Origin of the sequence: Blastopirellula marina (assembly GCF_002967715.1) — a bacterium.
In the GTDB taxonomy this organism is placed as follows: domain Bacteria; phylum Planctomycetota; class Planctomycetia; order Pirellulales; family Pirellulaceae; genus Bremerella; species Bremerella marina_B.
On sequence record NZ_PUIA01000016.1, the window covers coordinates 953,940 to 967,684 of the forward strand.

Consider the following 13,745-nt stretch of genomic DNA (forward strand, 5'->3'; position numbering starts at 1 on the left):
CCGAGGGCGATCTACATTCTGCCTGTAAACAGCGGAACGCCTGGCGGCGTCTGTTTTTCTGATGAGAGGGGGGAACGACCGTCGGCAAAAAAGTACCTCTATCGACGGCTGCACATCCTGCTTCGCCGCGAAGGGTTTTCTGACAGGGCCTGGCACTGTCCTCGATCGGGGGGCTATTCGCGGCAACGGTAAGGGCACCTTTGACAGGCATTGTTTTGGTCGCAGAACTTACATCTCGCTTTGGATTCCTCGGACCTTTGATCATCACTTGTATCGTCGCCAGCTTTACTGCCCAAGTGTTGGGAAGTAAACCAATCTACGAATCTCTCTTGGAACGCACTCTCTACATGCCGAGTTAACCGAACTCTCCTTCCGCCGCACAAACGCCACGAAGGATTGATCAATTCGGAGTTTCGTTCGTCGTGGGGTGCCTTGGGGTGAATGAGACTACAAAGGCGATTTATCAGAATTGGCTACTTCAATCAGTCGTCAACCGAGTACGGTTAAACCGTGCGACGTGAGTGACTCTTGAAAAAACAAAACGGTTCAGCCTTAGGTCCTAAGGGATTAGCACGGTATTCTTGCTAGACTTATAGTCACCCGATAGGTGACGGAGCATGCATAAAAGAAAGCTCCACACGGATCATGATTAAGTCACCTAAACCGCTCAACTCATGACTTAGCTTGATAATGAAACTAACCGCAAAACTCGTCGGTATATTTCTTCTCGGAATCATTTTGCTGACGGGTCTGCTTGGCTATTGGACGGTTCAAAGTGAGTATGAACAGTTCAAACAAATTAAGTCTGAGAATGTCGCTGCCCTTGGGAATGAAGTTCGTGAGACCATTGTGGTTGCCTGGAAAACAGAGGGGCAATTAGGGGCGATTAAACTGGTTCGCGACTTCGCAAACCGGCATCAGGAAATGATCATCCGCTGGGTGCCCTCAGGCGACCGCCATCAGACTCCTTCGGCAGAGGTTCCCAAAGAAGAGCTCGAAATCGCAACCACGGAGGCAATGGCAACCGTCCAAATACGCGATTCGCAAGGCAATGAACATTACATGCTCTACTACCCGATCGACATCGAACATGATCGAGCGGGATACGTTGAGTTTAAAGTCCCTCTGGAAGACGTTGCTCAGTACATACGAATGACAACGTATCGCACCATATCGATCCTGATCGGAATGTTGTTGTGTGGGGTCGCGGTCGTGGTCGCTGGGGTAAGTATCGTTGGTCGACGACTCGACAAGCTTGTTGAAAAGACAAAACGCATTGCCCAAGGCGATTTTTCACAGCCTGTTCAAATCAAGGGGAATGACGAAATATCGGAACTAGGCACGGCCCTTAATCAAATGAGTGAAACCCTGGAGACACAACAAAGGGAACTTCAGGAAGCATCCTCCGCCAGGTTATCCGCGATGGAACAATTGCGACATGTCGATCGACTGAAGACCGTCGGTCGCCTGGCTTCAGGAATTGCCCACGAACTGGGAACCCCTTTGAATGTCGTCTCAGGGCGTGCAGGGTTAATCGCCTCGAATCGCCTGACAGAAGAGGAAGTAAAAGAGAGCGCGATTGTCATCAAGTCCGAGTCGGATAGGATGGCAGCGATTATTCGTCAATTGCTCGACTTTGCCCGAAGACGTCCACCGCAGCGATCGATTGTCCAGCCACGCGAACTGGTATCAACGGTGATCAACCTTCTACAACCGCTGGCTCATCAACGCGATGTCCTACTGGAACTGTCGGAAAGTTCGGCTATGCCAACGTCGCTCGATCCCATGCAGATTCAGCAAGTAGTGACCAACTTGATCGTGAACGCCATTCACGCGAGTTCGCCCGGCGGGACAATTCGAGTTTCCATCATCAGCACCAAGACGAGTCCCCCGACTGAGCCCAACTTCCCAGAGCGGAATTACATCTCCATTTGCGTTGAAGACCACGGCATCGGCATCTCCGAGGACGCAATGCCTCACCTGTTCGACCCTTTCTTTACCACGAAGGAAGTGGGGGAAGGAACCGGGTTGGGGTTGTCCGTTTCGTATGGGATTGTCGAGGATCATGGGGGTTGGATCGACGTACAAAGTAAGTTGGGAGAAGGAAGCCGATTTACCATCTATCTCCCGGAACAGGATGCCTAAATGGAACCCAACAGCAACGGCCGTATTCTGATCGTCGACGACGAAGCCAACATGTGCCAACTCCTGGAGACGGACCTCCGGCTGCGGGGCTTTCGATCTGCGTGGCGCACATCCGCCGGCGATGCTATCGAATTGGTTAAGACCGAAGACTTTGACGTCGTGCTCACCGACCTGCGAATGCGGGGAATGAGCGGAACGGAACTGTGCGAACGGATTTGCGCCAATCGGCCTGATATTCCAGTCATTGTCATGACTGCATTTGGCAGTTTGGAAACGGCCGTGGCCGCGATCCGTGCGGGGGCGTACGACTTCGTTACCAAGCCCATCGAAATGGAACTGCTGGCAATTACCCTGGCCCGGGCAGTCAGGCATCGACAACTACAGGAGAAAGTTAAACTCCTGAGTGAAGGGACAACTCAGGACGATCAATTCCAAGAGATGATCGGCCGTAGCCCTGTGATGACGAAGCTTTACGACCAGATAAGTCGCATCTCTACCACGGAAGCGGCCGTGCTTGTCTGTGGCGAAAGCGGAACGGGAAAAGAGCTTGTTGCCCAATCCATTCATCGCCTCAGCAATCGGCGAAATGGCCCCTTCGTTCCGGTGAACTGCGCGGCGCTGCCGGAAGCTTTGCTGGAAAGCGAACTTTTTGGGCATGCCAAGGGAGCGTTCACGGATGCCAAGGCCGAACGTCGAGGTCTATTCTTACAGGCCGAGTCAGGTACTCTTTTCCTGGATGAGATTGGTGAACTGCCACTTGCCATGCAACCGAAACTCCTCCGGGCACTCGAGGAAAGCCGAGTTCGACCGGTTGGTGGCGATCAGGAAGTTCCGTTCGATGTCCGCTTAGTCACGGCGACCAATCGAGATCTTTTGACGGAAGTGGAGGAAGGACGATTTCGCGAAGACCTCTTCTATCGGATCAATGTCATTCAGTTGGACATTCCACCGCTGCGCGCCCGGGGAACCGATACGCTGTTGCTCGCTCAGCGATTTGTCGATCAAGCTGCCAAGCGTTCGCACAGAGAAGTGGTCGGCATTTCCGATCCTGCCGCGGAACGATTGCTGAATTACTCTTGGCCTGGCAATGTCCGTGAACTGAGAAACATCATGGAAAGAGCCGTCGCCTTGACTCCCTTTGACAAGGTGGCTGTGGATGACCTGCCGGAAAAGATTCGCGACTATCGAAGCTCCCAAGTCTTTATTGGCGGTGACGACCCAAGTGAGTTGGTTCCGTTGCAAGAAGTCGAACGGCGATATATCCTCCATGTTCTGGGCACCGTTGAAAACAACAAAACACTCGCCGCCCAAATCCTGGGACTCGACCGCAAGACGCTTTATCGCAAGCTGAAGCAATATGGTGTGAGCGACTAGCCTCTGGGGCACTCCTTCTTTGGCCGTGGGGTTGCTCTCTCTTGGCCATCGCGTGATCTTCTCTTTCGCGTCCACTTCTGGACAGATCCGTGGGGCATTCTGGGCTCGCGGGGCAAAATGCCCCACGGCATTGGGCTCCCCAAGCAAAAACACCCTGTTTTTAGGCTTCAAATCGCATTGGCACACGAGTTGCCTTTCTGGGCAACGACATGGTGCAACTCATGCCTGTCGACTTCAAACGACACTCTGAGCAACAGAACCAGCGGCACTTCCAAACTGCGCATTGTTTTCAAGGACAACTGATGGTGACCACAAATACCCAACAGACAGATCATCGCCAGATTAACGAGCTCACTGAAGAAATCAAGATTCGCAGCACTCCCTTCCGGCGTCTGTTAGATGAGATCGGCCGGGTCATCGTCGGACAGCGGCAGTTGATACACCGGATGCAAGTGGGCCTACTCACCAATGGCCATCTGCTCATCGAAGGCGTTCCTGGGCTGGCGAAGACGACCGCCGTGTCTTGCCTGGCCAAAGGTATCAGTACCGGCTTCCAGCGAATCCAGTTCACTCCCGACCTGCTGCCTGCCGACCTGATCGGCACGCAGATTTATCGTCCGCACGAACAGAAGTTCGCGATTCAGAAGGGCCCCATTTTCTCGAATCTGATTCTGGCCGACGAAATCAACCGAGCACCCGCCAAGGTGCAGAGTGCTCTCTTGGAAGCAATGCAGGAACGCCAGGTCACCATCGGCCATCATACCTATCCGCTGGACGATCCATTCCTGGTGATGGCAACGCAAAACCCCATCGAGCAGGAAGGCACCTATCCACTTCCGGAAGCTCAGATGGACCGGTTCATGCTCAAGGTTCTCGTTGGTCATCCCACACGCGACGAGGAAATCGAGATATTGGAACGGATGTCACGCACCAAGACTTCGCTCGAAGTGAATCCCACGTTGTCGCCTGCGGAAATCATTCAGGCACGCAGCCTGGTGGATGAGATCTACATCGACACCAAGGTAAGGGACTACATCGTCGACCTGGTGATCGCCACACGCGATCCTGGTTCCTTCAACCTGCCGATCGAAGACCTGATCCAGTATGGAGTTTCGCCGCGAGCAACGATTAGCCTGACATTGGCCGCGAAGGCAAACGCATTCCTCGGTGGACGAGGCTACGTGGTGCCGGGCGATGTCAAGGAAGTTGCTCCAGACGTGTTACGGCATCGCTTGATCGTCACTTACGAAGCCGAGGCGGAAGAGAAGACTTCCGACGACGTGATCCGAGCGATTCTCGATCACGTTCCGGTTCCCTAACACGAAGACGTCGTTCGAGGGGTGGCCGCAAACATTCCCCCAGGCCACTCCTCGACGACTCTTTCGTTGGCTCTCAGTAAGTTCTCACATCTTTCAGCCGCATGCTGTATTACGAGAAATGTTTCATGATCCCCCGCGAAGTACTACAGAAAATTCGCCGCATACAGATTCGGACCTCTCACCTGGCCGACAACATGTTGGCCGGCCAATACCACTCGGCCTTCAAGGGACGCGGCGTCGAGTTTGAAGAGGTGCGACCCTACCGCATCGGCGACGACGTTCGAGCAATCGACTGGAACGTAACGGCCCGAACCGGTGAACCGTTCGTCAAGCTGTTTCGGGAAGAGCGTCAGCTTACCGCAACGTTCTTGGTCGACTTGAGTGCGTCACAAAGCTTGGGTACCCACTGGCAGTCGAAACGAGAGTTGGTAGCGGAAATCGGAGCTACGCTGGCTTTCTCGGCCATTAGCAACAACGACAAAGTCGCACTGACCTTGTTCACGGACGACATCGAGAAGGCGATTCCTCCGCGCAGTGGCTCGCGTCACGTCTTGCGTGTCATTCGCGAATTGTTGTATTGCGAGCCGATCGGTCACGGCACGAATTTGTCGCGTGCCCTCGAGCACCTGAATCGCACGGCCAAACGGCGATCGATCGCGTTCGTCATCAGCGATTTCCAAGATGCCAACTACGAGCAAGCGTTGAAAGTTGCCCGGCGAAAGCATGACATCATTCCGATCGTGGTGTCCGATCGACGCGAATACGAACTACCGAATGTAGGTTTGCTCGACCTGGTCGACTCAGAGACAGGACAAGTGGTGGTGGTCGACACCTCGAGTCGTCATCAACGCCAGCGATACGCACAACGAGCCGAGGCGTTGGCAAATCAACGAGACCAGCTATTCAAGCGTTTGCGTATGGATCCCATCCATGTTCGCACAGGAGAAGATTTTGTGGATCCCCTGCGAAAGTTCTTTAGCCAAAGGGAGTGCCGACGATGAAATTGAGTTCCACGGTTCTCTTGATTCAATCCACGGTAGCGCCGGCGATACGTTGGATAGCGTCTACAGCTCTCTTGGTTACTGCGTTAACCATGCCAGCATCTGCAGCCGACCAGCCAACGCCCTCTCCGCCGTCGATCACTAAAAGCGAGTCCCAGGGGCCAGCCAAAGTGACCGCGACCATCGATACGTCAACGGCTCAGATCGCCGAGCCGTTTTCCCTTCAACTAACCATCGATGTGCCAAAGGACATACTGGTTACATTGCCTCAGAACCAAACAACGCTTGGAACGTTCAATGTCCTGGAGGTTACCGATGCCACGGATATTCCCACGCCCAATGGAAGACAGTGGGTGCGGCGTTACCGCCTGGAAAGCCTGATTCCCGGCGAGCATTCCATCCCGGCAATCGACATCGCTTACGCTGACCGACGAACTGCCCCTTCGACGAGCGATATTGTGCGTTCACCCGCAATGAGTGTGACGATTTCAAGCGTCTTGGAGGGAACTCCTGACCCGCTGAAGTTTCGCGACATCAAGGATGTTGTCGATCTTCCGGCTGTGCAAGCTCCCAACCATTGGCAGTTTTATTGCTCAGTGGGAACGGCCGCTTGCTTCGCGCTGGTAGGCCTTGCCGTTTGGGCGTGGCCCAATCGCAATTCGCTGGCGACTCCTAAGGAGCGGGCGCTGACGCAATTGGCCGATCTCAAACACAGTGGTCTTTTGGAGGCAGGCTACATCCAGCTTTATTATCTCCGCCTGACAAACATCGTGCGGCATTTCATTGAAGATCAATACGAGATCGCCGCCCCCAAACTGACAACGGATGAATTCCTGGCCAAAGCTGTCACAAGCAGCCAGGTTAACGACCAGCAACGCGGGCAATTGCGGGCATTTCTAACCCTGGCGGATCTCGTGAAGTTCGCGCAGTTCGAGCCTGGATGCGAGGACGCCGATCGAGCACTCGAGCGAGCAGAACAGTTTGTTCGGCAGTCTGCCAAGCTCCCAATAAGTGACACTTTGCCGGCAGCTACCAAGGAGAACGATTGATGTTTCATGGACCTTCAGCCTGGTTTCTGTTGCTGCTGCTTATCATTCCTCCCCTGGTGTGGTGGATGGTCAGGAGAAAACGGGAAACGGCCATTTCGTTTAGTTCAACCAGCTGGCTTTCAGGGCTGACGCCCACTTGGAAGCAGCGTTTGCAATGGTTGCCGTCGGCGCTGCGTGTTGCCGCGATCATCCTATTGATCGTTGCGTTGGCGCGTCCGCAAGAAGGCCGCAAGCACACCGTCGTCGACAGCGAGGGGATCGCGATCGAAATGGTGGTCGACCGTTCCGGCAGTATGCAGGCAATGGACTTCGAGCTCGACGGACAACCGGTCGATCGCTTGACCGCCGTCAAAGATGTTGTCGGCAAATTCATTTCCGGCGACGACACTCTTTCTGGAAGAACGAGCGACCTGGTTGGCTTGGTCACGTTTGCCCGTCATGCCGATGGCATTGCTCCCCCCACGCTCGACCATCCCTTCATGATCAAGCAGTTGGACAACACACAAATCGCGTTGAATCGAAACGAGGATGGTACCGCGATTGGAGATGCCCTCGGGCTGGCGGTTGAAAAACTCTCGGCTCTTGGCGAAGAGGATCAACGCAAGCTTAAGAGCAAAGTCGTCATCTTGCTCACCGATGGCGAGAACAACTCGGGGGATCTCGATCCGGTCGTCGCGGCGGAACTCGCAGCGGCGATGGGCGTCAAGGTCTACACGATTGGCGTCGGAACGAAAGGGCGTGCCCCGGTACCCGTCGTCGACCCGTTCACTGGCCGTCGGACTTTCCAGATGGCTCAGGTCAATATTGATGAACAAACCTTGAAGACCATCGCCGATGCAACGGGTGGTCAGTACTACCGGGCGACGGATACCGAGTCGCTCGAAAAGATTTACAACGAGATTGACCAACTGGAGAAGAGCCGCGTCGAGGCCCAGCACTTCGTCGACTACCGTGAATTGGCGATCGAACCCATTCACGCTGGTGTTTGGAGCATTCCGCCCCTGGTCTTAATCGCATTCTGGCTCTTGGTTACCCAGGTCGTGCTCAGCAACACCGTCTACCGCAAGATTACGGAGTAAGCGAATCAATGGATATTCAAATCGGCAACGTGGCAAGCTTGAACTGGCTTTGGATTGTCGTTGCGACAATCGGTGTGCTCGCCATCTCGGTGGTCGCGCGAAAGCGAGCTTTGACCCGTTTTGCGACCGGAAACCTGATTCATCGGATCGTGGCCAAGAACGGCTCGCGAAGACATCTCATCAAAAGCGTTCTGGCCAGCATAGCACTAGTCGCTTTGGTGCTCGCGCTGGTCGACTTGCGATGGGGCAAAGTTTGGCGAGAGGTTCCCCAGCGGGGAATCGAAGTGGTGTTTGTGCTGGATGTTTCTCGGTCGATGCTGGCTGAGGATGCTACGCCTAATCGTCTGTCCCGAGCGAAGCAGCAGATTACCGACATGGTTGACGCCATGGCCGGCGATCGCGTGGGCCTGGTAGCGTTCGCGGGGGACGCTCGGCAAATGGTTCCGTTAACCAGTCATCATCATGATTTCAAGAAAACCCTTGCCGAGGTTGGCCCGCACAACATCACGGTGGGAGGTTCTCGCTTAGGAGATGCCCTGGAAGTCGCCGGCAACGCGTTTCTTGATCAGACGGGGGAGCACCAGGCAATCGTCGTCTTCACTGACGGCGAGGATCAAGAGAGCGAACCGGTCAAGATCGCCAAACTGTTGCATGACCAACGTGATATTCGCGTGTTCACTATTGGTCTTGGCGACATGGATCAAGGGGCCCGTATCCCTGACCAGCATTCGGCCCGCTCGTTTGTCGAATACCACGGTGAGCAGGTCTGGTCAAAGCTAAACGGCACCACGTTAGAACAAGTCGCTTTGAAAGGGGGTGGTGCGTATATTCCGGCAGGTACCAAGCAAGTTGCGATGGATCAGGTCTATCACCGCTATATGGAACAGGTTCAGGCCGAGGAGTTTGAAACCGCTCGGATCAACAGCTATGTCCCCCGTTTCCAGTGGTTCGTGGCTTTGGGGCTGCTTGTCCTGCTGATCGATACGTTGCTTCCTACCAAGATCGGATCGCCGGTCTCCTCACGAGGGGCTTCGCGTTTCCTGAGTAAGACAGTCGCTTCAGCGTGCGTGGCAATTCTGGTCCTGGGACCGCAAATAGCCTGGGCCGAAGCACCGGAGACTCTCGTTCGGAAGGGAAATGAGGCGATGCGTTCAGGGAACGTCCAGAATGCCCTCGATGCTTATCAGGCAGCAGCAGAGGTTAGTCCCGATTCACCAGAACTCCTTTACAACCAGGCTGTCGCCCAGTACCGGATGGGACAGAACGAAGCAGCGAGGAACCTCTTCACGCAGACCATCGCCACCGGGGACAAGGCATTGAGTGCCAAGGCCCGCTACAACCTGGGCAATTGCGACTATGCCGAGGCCGTTCAGATTGCCCAACAAGATAAGCAGGCAGCCATCGAGCGGCTCCAGTCCGCGATCAACCACTATCGCGGCAGCCTTACCGAAAATAACAACGACACCGATGCCCGCGCCAACGCACAATTGGCCCAGATGTTGATTGACCAATTGCAGCAGGACCAACAGCAGGACCAACAGCAGGACCAACAGCAGGACCAACAGCAGGACCAACAGCAGGACCAACAGCAGGACCAACAACAGGACCAACAACAGGACCAACAGCAGGATCAACAGCAGGATCAACAGCAGGACCAGCAGCAGGACCAGCAACAGGACCAGCAACAGGATCAAAAGCAACCCGCGTCAGGCAAACCTGGAGAGATGTCGCAAGAGCAATCTCAGGAAGATCAACCTTCAGGCGTACCAGAGTTCGGCAACACCTCCCCTGCCTCTGAGGACGAGGCACAGTCGATTACGAAGGAGGAAGCCCAAAAGCTGCTGCAAGCTGTCCGAGATCGCGAACTGCTGCGTCGACTTGAGAACCAACAGAAGGCGACTCGCAGCTACGTTCCGGTCGATCGCGACTGGTAATTCGTCACAAGATTATTCCACAGGACCACAACATCACTATTTGCCCGAGCATGAGTCAAAAGATGAATCTTCGAACCATCTCCCAAGCATTGTTAGCCGCTGCCACAATCGCCGTTTGCTCGGCGGCTGCACAGGCGGCGGATGTCCGTGCAGAGCTTTCGGCCCGGGAAGCCTACGTCGGCGCACCGATTTCGTTGTACCTGAAGATCTCCGACGCACCGTCGCACGGGGAACCCAGTCTTCCTGAAGTTGACGGCCTTGCCATCCGTTCTTCTGGTACACCGAGCCGCAGCACGCAGACGACGATCGTCAATGGTCGACGTTCCGACCATGTTTCAACAACATACTCTTGGCAAATTACTCCACGGCGGGAAGGCACCTTCGTAATCCCACCGATCCAGGTAGATGTCGACGGTCAATGGCAATCGACGCGTCCCATTCGATTCGTCGCGACCAAAAACGAAACAGGTGATTTACTTTTTGCAGAAGTCACGGGACAGCAGAAAGAAATCTACGTTGGCCAGCCTCTCTCGCTCACCCTTAACTTGTGGGTCAAACCATACCATGATGCTCAGTACGACATCACATTAAGTGAAGAGAATATGTGGCAGTTAATATCGGAGGCAACCAACTGGGGTGCGTTCACCGAGCGTATGAACGAACTCGCGGAAAACCGGCAACGCCCTGGCGGCGACGAGGTGTTACGCGAAGATTCTCTGGGGGAAGAACACGCCTATTACCATTACCAGGTCGAGACCTTAATCTATCCCACGCGTCCCGGTAAGATCACGGTCGACGACCTGAACATCGTCGTCGACTATCCCACGCAGCTTGGTAAGTCGCGAGATCCATTCGCTTCGATGTTTGACAATGACTACTTTGGAGGTCGGTCCCCATTTGGTACCATGGGGCACTCCCCGTTTCGCCGCAGTTCTTTGGCCATTACCGATAGTCGCCCCATTGTGGCAGAGGTCACGATTGACTCGATCGACGTAAAGCCTGTTCCTACCGCAGGCCGACCAGCCGACTACCGTGGCACCGTTGGCCAGTATCAGATTGTCACTCAAGCCTCACCAACAACCGTGAAAGCGGGTGATCCGATCACTTTGCACATAGGAATTCGCGGTGATGGCCCGATGGAATTGGTTCAAGCTCCACCGCTCGAGACGCTTCCGCAACTGACGGCCGACTTCAAGGTGACCAAAGAGCCACTGGCCGGCATCGTTCAAGACGACACTAAGTTATTTACGACAACCATCCGTCCCAGACGTGCTGGAATTACCCATATCCCCGCTATTCCGCTCTCCTATTTCGATCCGAAAGCCGAAACCTTCGTCACTGTAGAAAGCAAGCCCATTGCCATTGAAGTAACGGAGGCGGAACGCCTGCAACTCGATGCCATTGTCAGCAGTGTCGATGGCGACAATTCGCTGTCAGCAAAGGGCGGTTCGCAACCTGTCTTTGATTTGACGAACTACACGGGCAACGATGCAATTGTCTCGGCCGGCCACAACTCCAACTTGCCCTGGATTGTTGCCGTGGTACTCCCGCCGACAATCGTTTGCATCTCATGGGCCGCAAGGAATCGAAAATCAATTTCCCAGTGGTTTTTCGGCGAAGACAGGGAAAGCTTTCGAGCGGCTCGTCGGTCGATCGAAACGGCAAGCTCTCCGTCGGCGATTGCAGCGGTATTGAACCGCTTTGCTTCGTCAGAATCGGACAACATTACGCAATCGGAAGACCTGGAACTGCGCCAATTGCTGAACGACTGCGATCACGCCTCCTACGGAGGCTCACCTGACCAGCAACTTTCCACGCTGAAAAGTCAAGCGATCGCGATAATTGATCAACGATCGAAAATGGCTCCAAAGCATAACAACGGTACACAAATACCAAAGATCGGACGCCGTCGGATGACAGCGATGGCATGCTGGACGTTCGCCGGAATCGCCCTCATGGTCCCGGTTGCGATGTACTCCATGGGGAAAGTCGACAAAACGGGGAAACAAGAGTCAGCTTCGCGGCAGATCGAATTATCCAACTCGAAATCATCGCCTTTGAACTCACTTTCTAAATCGCAGATGGAAATCATTTTCGACGAGGCGAACCGAGCCTACCTGGATGGAAAGAAGGTCTCCGCAACGGATACGGCCGTTGCGAAGGAATGTTTCTCCCGAGCCGCAACCAAGTATGACCAACTGATCCAGGCAGGCATTTGCAATGCTAACCTCTATACCAATCTTGGCAATGTCCAACTTCAGTTAGGATCGCGTGGAAAGGCAATCGCCAACTACGAGCGTTCCCTTGCGGTCGACGCATTCCATGCACAAGCACGCAACAACTTAGTAGTTGCACGCAAGTCCCTCTCAACGGACACTCATGATGCGACGACATCGTTGGGAAGCCTGTTTGGTCTTGGGAGTGTCGAACGTTTTGTCTCGACATATACCATTGCCATTTTGCTCGTGGCAGCATGGGCGATTGCATGGATGGCTGTCCTCAGCTCATTGCTTCTCAATCGGCTTCATAGTGGATTAGCGTCGTTTTCGTTGTGTTGCTTGTTACTCGCAGGTCTCGTTGTTATTTACTTTAGCGGTTTTGAACGCTCCAGCGTCCCTCGTGCCATCGTCGCCACGGACAAAGTCATCCTACGCGAAGCCCCTGGGAATGAGTTTCCCGAAATCGCCAGTACGACGGTTGTAGAAGGCGAATCACTTCGAGTGCTAAGGGCCGACGGACCGTGGATCAGGATTGAGAAGAATGATGGGACATCAGGATGGATCGCAGGTACAAACCTCGAAATCCTCTGAGCATCGCCACTTCTTCCTCCTGGCACGTGTAATCTGCCATAAAGTATTGATATCCAAGCAAAAACTTTCCGAGAGAGACCTAACTCCACGAATGAAACCAGTCTTAAAGTGATAGCCTTCCAGGATTCTTCCAGGATTCTTCCAGGGGATGTTGCTGTAGCGGAGGCAATTTCCTGTTATCTTGTTGCAACGCGTGTTATGAACTCTGGTTGTTGTGATCGTGTGGGAAGCCAATGGCCTGGAGTTCAGAAGCAGACGAGCAAGATGACGAACCGACTGCTAGAGATGTCGGAGCAAACCAAGTTGAACTGAAAACCTGACCTGCCCCCTTCAACCTGCGAGACTTAACTGCGGATCAAAATTCTACCGTCACGACGAATGACCGCAGCGGCGACCGGCGTGAAATCCCTTTCGACTTCCTAATTGCTTATCGGTCCTGTAGCAAGCCCAGGCAACGACGGCCCAGAATACAGCCTGCACAATAGTCTCCATAGATCCTCCCACTTCTCGAAGTAATAAAGACTACCCGCCCGAGCGTTGCAAATTCGCACAACGAGGATGGTATCGGTACTGACGCCGCCCTCGCTGCTGACCACCTCGGATCAAACGCAGATCGACTTGATCCGCTGCATTCCAAGGATGCTGTATTCGTAGCAAGCCCGCTGTTTCAGGATAATGAACGGATTGGTATCCTGGCAGTGCCACTCAACGCTGGTAACGATTCTACAAGAACTCTCTAGCTCGGGCGATTTGCTTTGCAGTGGCAGTCTTCACGTTGGGTGGGCCGCAGCTAGGGGGTTGTTTCTTTCTTGGATAGTTTCGGCTTTGTTTACTTGTGATTCGATGGGATTCATCAACCTTCAGGCAGATTGTAAAGTCGAGTCTGGTTCTGGTGTTGCCGGACAGTAGGTCACGCATTGCTGCCTGCAGCAGGTCGATCACGCGAGTTGGGCTGAGCTTGTTGAGCGGGACTTTCGCTTCGTGCAGGCTTCGCTTGGCTACAAACAGCGAAGCCCAAATGGCCAGCAGCGTCC

At 54.2% G+C, this 13,745-nt stretch carries 10 protein-coding genes; 9 read left to right on the forward strand and 1 reads right to left on the reverse strand.

Annotated features, from left to right (window positions below; genetic code table 11):
- The first annotated feature begins 155 nt into the window (after positions 1-155).
- The 9 genes from C5Y96_RS28110 to C5Y96_RS05970 all read left to right on the forward strand — a co-directional run bounded on the left by C5Y96_RS28110 (position 156) and on the right by C5Y96_RS05970 (position 12,711).
- Positions 156-359 carry a chloride channel protein gene (locus C5Y96_RS28110; protein ID WP_409994411.1) on the forward strand — a complete coding sequence of 68 codons (204 nt, stop codon included), beginning with the start codon at positions 156-158 and terminating at the stop codon, positions 357-359.
- A gap of 331 nt (positions 360-690) precedes the next feature.
- Positions 691-2,145, forward strand: a complete 1,455-nt coding sequence (locus C5Y96_RS05935) for a sensor histidine kinase (protein ID WP_105350849.1) — start codon at positions 691-693, stop codon at positions 2,143-2,145.
- Positions 2,146-3,519, forward strand: coding sequence for a sigma-54-dependent transcriptional regulator (locus C5Y96_RS05940; RefSeq protein WP_105350851.1), 1,374 nt, complete (start codon positions 2,146-2,148; stop codon positions 3,517-3,519).
- A 302-nt stretch (positions 3,520-3,821) separates the two neighbouring features.
- The gene (locus C5Y96_RS05945; RefSeq protein ID WP_105350955.1) at positions 3,822-4,838 is read left to right on the forward strand and encodes an AAA family ATPase; all 1,017 of its coding nucleotides are present in this window, start codon (positions 3,822-3,824) and stop codon (positions 4,836-4,838) included.
- Positions 4,839-4,963: 125 nt separating this feature from the next.
- Positions 4,964-5,839, forward strand: coding sequence for a DUF58 domain-containing protein (locus tag C5Y96_RS05950; protein ID WP_105350853.1), 876 nt, complete (start codon positions 4,964-4,966; stop codon positions 5,837-5,839).
- The gene (locus C5Y96_RS05955; RefSeq protein WP_146115533.1) at positions 5,836-6,888 is read left to right on the forward strand and encodes a hypothetical protein; all 1,053 of its coding nucleotides are present in this window, start codon (positions 5,836-5,838) and stop codon (positions 6,886-6,888) included. Before C5Y96_RS05950 ends, C5Y96_RS05955 begins: the two co-directional genes overlap by 4 nt.
- Positions 6,888-7,967 (forward strand): vWA domain-containing protein, encoded by a 1,080-nt coding sequence (locus C5Y96_RS05960; RefSeq protein ID WP_105350859.1) that lies wholly within the window; start codon positions 6,888-6,890, stop codon positions 7,965-7,967. Before C5Y96_RS05955 ends, C5Y96_RS05960 begins: the two co-directional genes overlap by 1 nt.
- A gap of 8 nt (positions 7,968-7,975) precedes the next feature.
- Complete coding sequence (locus tag C5Y96_RS05965) at positions 7,976-9,901, forward strand: VWA domain-containing protein (protein WP_105350862.1); 1,926 nt, start codon at positions 7,976-7,978, stop codon at positions 9,899-9,901.
- Between the two features lie 62 nt (positions 9,902-9,963).
- The gene (locus C5Y96_RS05970; protein ID WP_158261112.1) at positions 9,964-12,711 is read left to right on the forward strand and encodes a BatD family protein; all 2,748 of its coding nucleotides are present in this window, start codon (positions 9,964-9,966) and stop codon (positions 12,709-12,711) included.
- Positions 12,712-13,434: 723 nt separating this feature from the next.
- Here the strand turns inward: C5Y96_RS05970 and C5Y96_RS27735 are convergent.
- A partial coding sequence (locus tag C5Y96_RS27735) for a hypothetical protein (protein WP_214609072.1) occupies positions 13,435-13,745 on the reverse strand: 311 nt, incomplete at its 5' end.

What these genes read in the sequence shown, in the direction of transcription:
- C5Y96_RS05935 (WP_105350849.1), top strand. Translation starts at nt 691, where the DNA reads ATGAAACTAACCGCAAAACTCGTCGGTATATTTCTTCTCGGAATCATT.
- C5Y96_RS05965 (WP_105350862.1), top strand. Translation starts at nt 7,976, where the DNA reads ATGGATATTCAAATCGGCAACGTGGCAAGCTTGAACTGGCTTTGGATT.
- C5Y96_RS05945 (WP_105350955.1), top strand. Translation starts at nt 3,822, where the DNA reads ATGGTGACCACAAATACCCAACAGACAGATCATCGCCAGATTAACGAG.
- C5Y96_RS05940 (WP_105350851.1), top strand. Translation starts at nt 2,146, where the DNA reads ATGGAACCCAACAGCAACGGCCGTATTCTGATCGTCGACGACGAAGCC.
- C5Y96_RS05955 (WP_146115533.1), top strand. Translation starts at nt 5,836, where the DNA reads ATGAAATTGAGTTCCACGGTTCTCTTGATTCAATCCACGGTAGCGCCG.
- C5Y96_RS05950 (WP_105350853.1), top strand. Translation starts at nt 4,964, where the DNA reads ATGATCCCCCGCGAAGTACTACAGAAAATTCGCCGCATACAGATTCGG.
- C5Y96_RS05960 (WP_105350859.1), top strand. Translation starts at nt 6,888, where the DNA reads ATGTTTCATGGACCTTCAGCCTGGTTTCTGTTGCTGCTGCTTATCATT.
- C5Y96_RS05970 (WP_158261112.1), top strand. Translation starts at nt 9,964, where the DNA reads ATGAATCTTCGAACCATCTCCCAAGCATTGTTAGCCGCTGCCACAATC.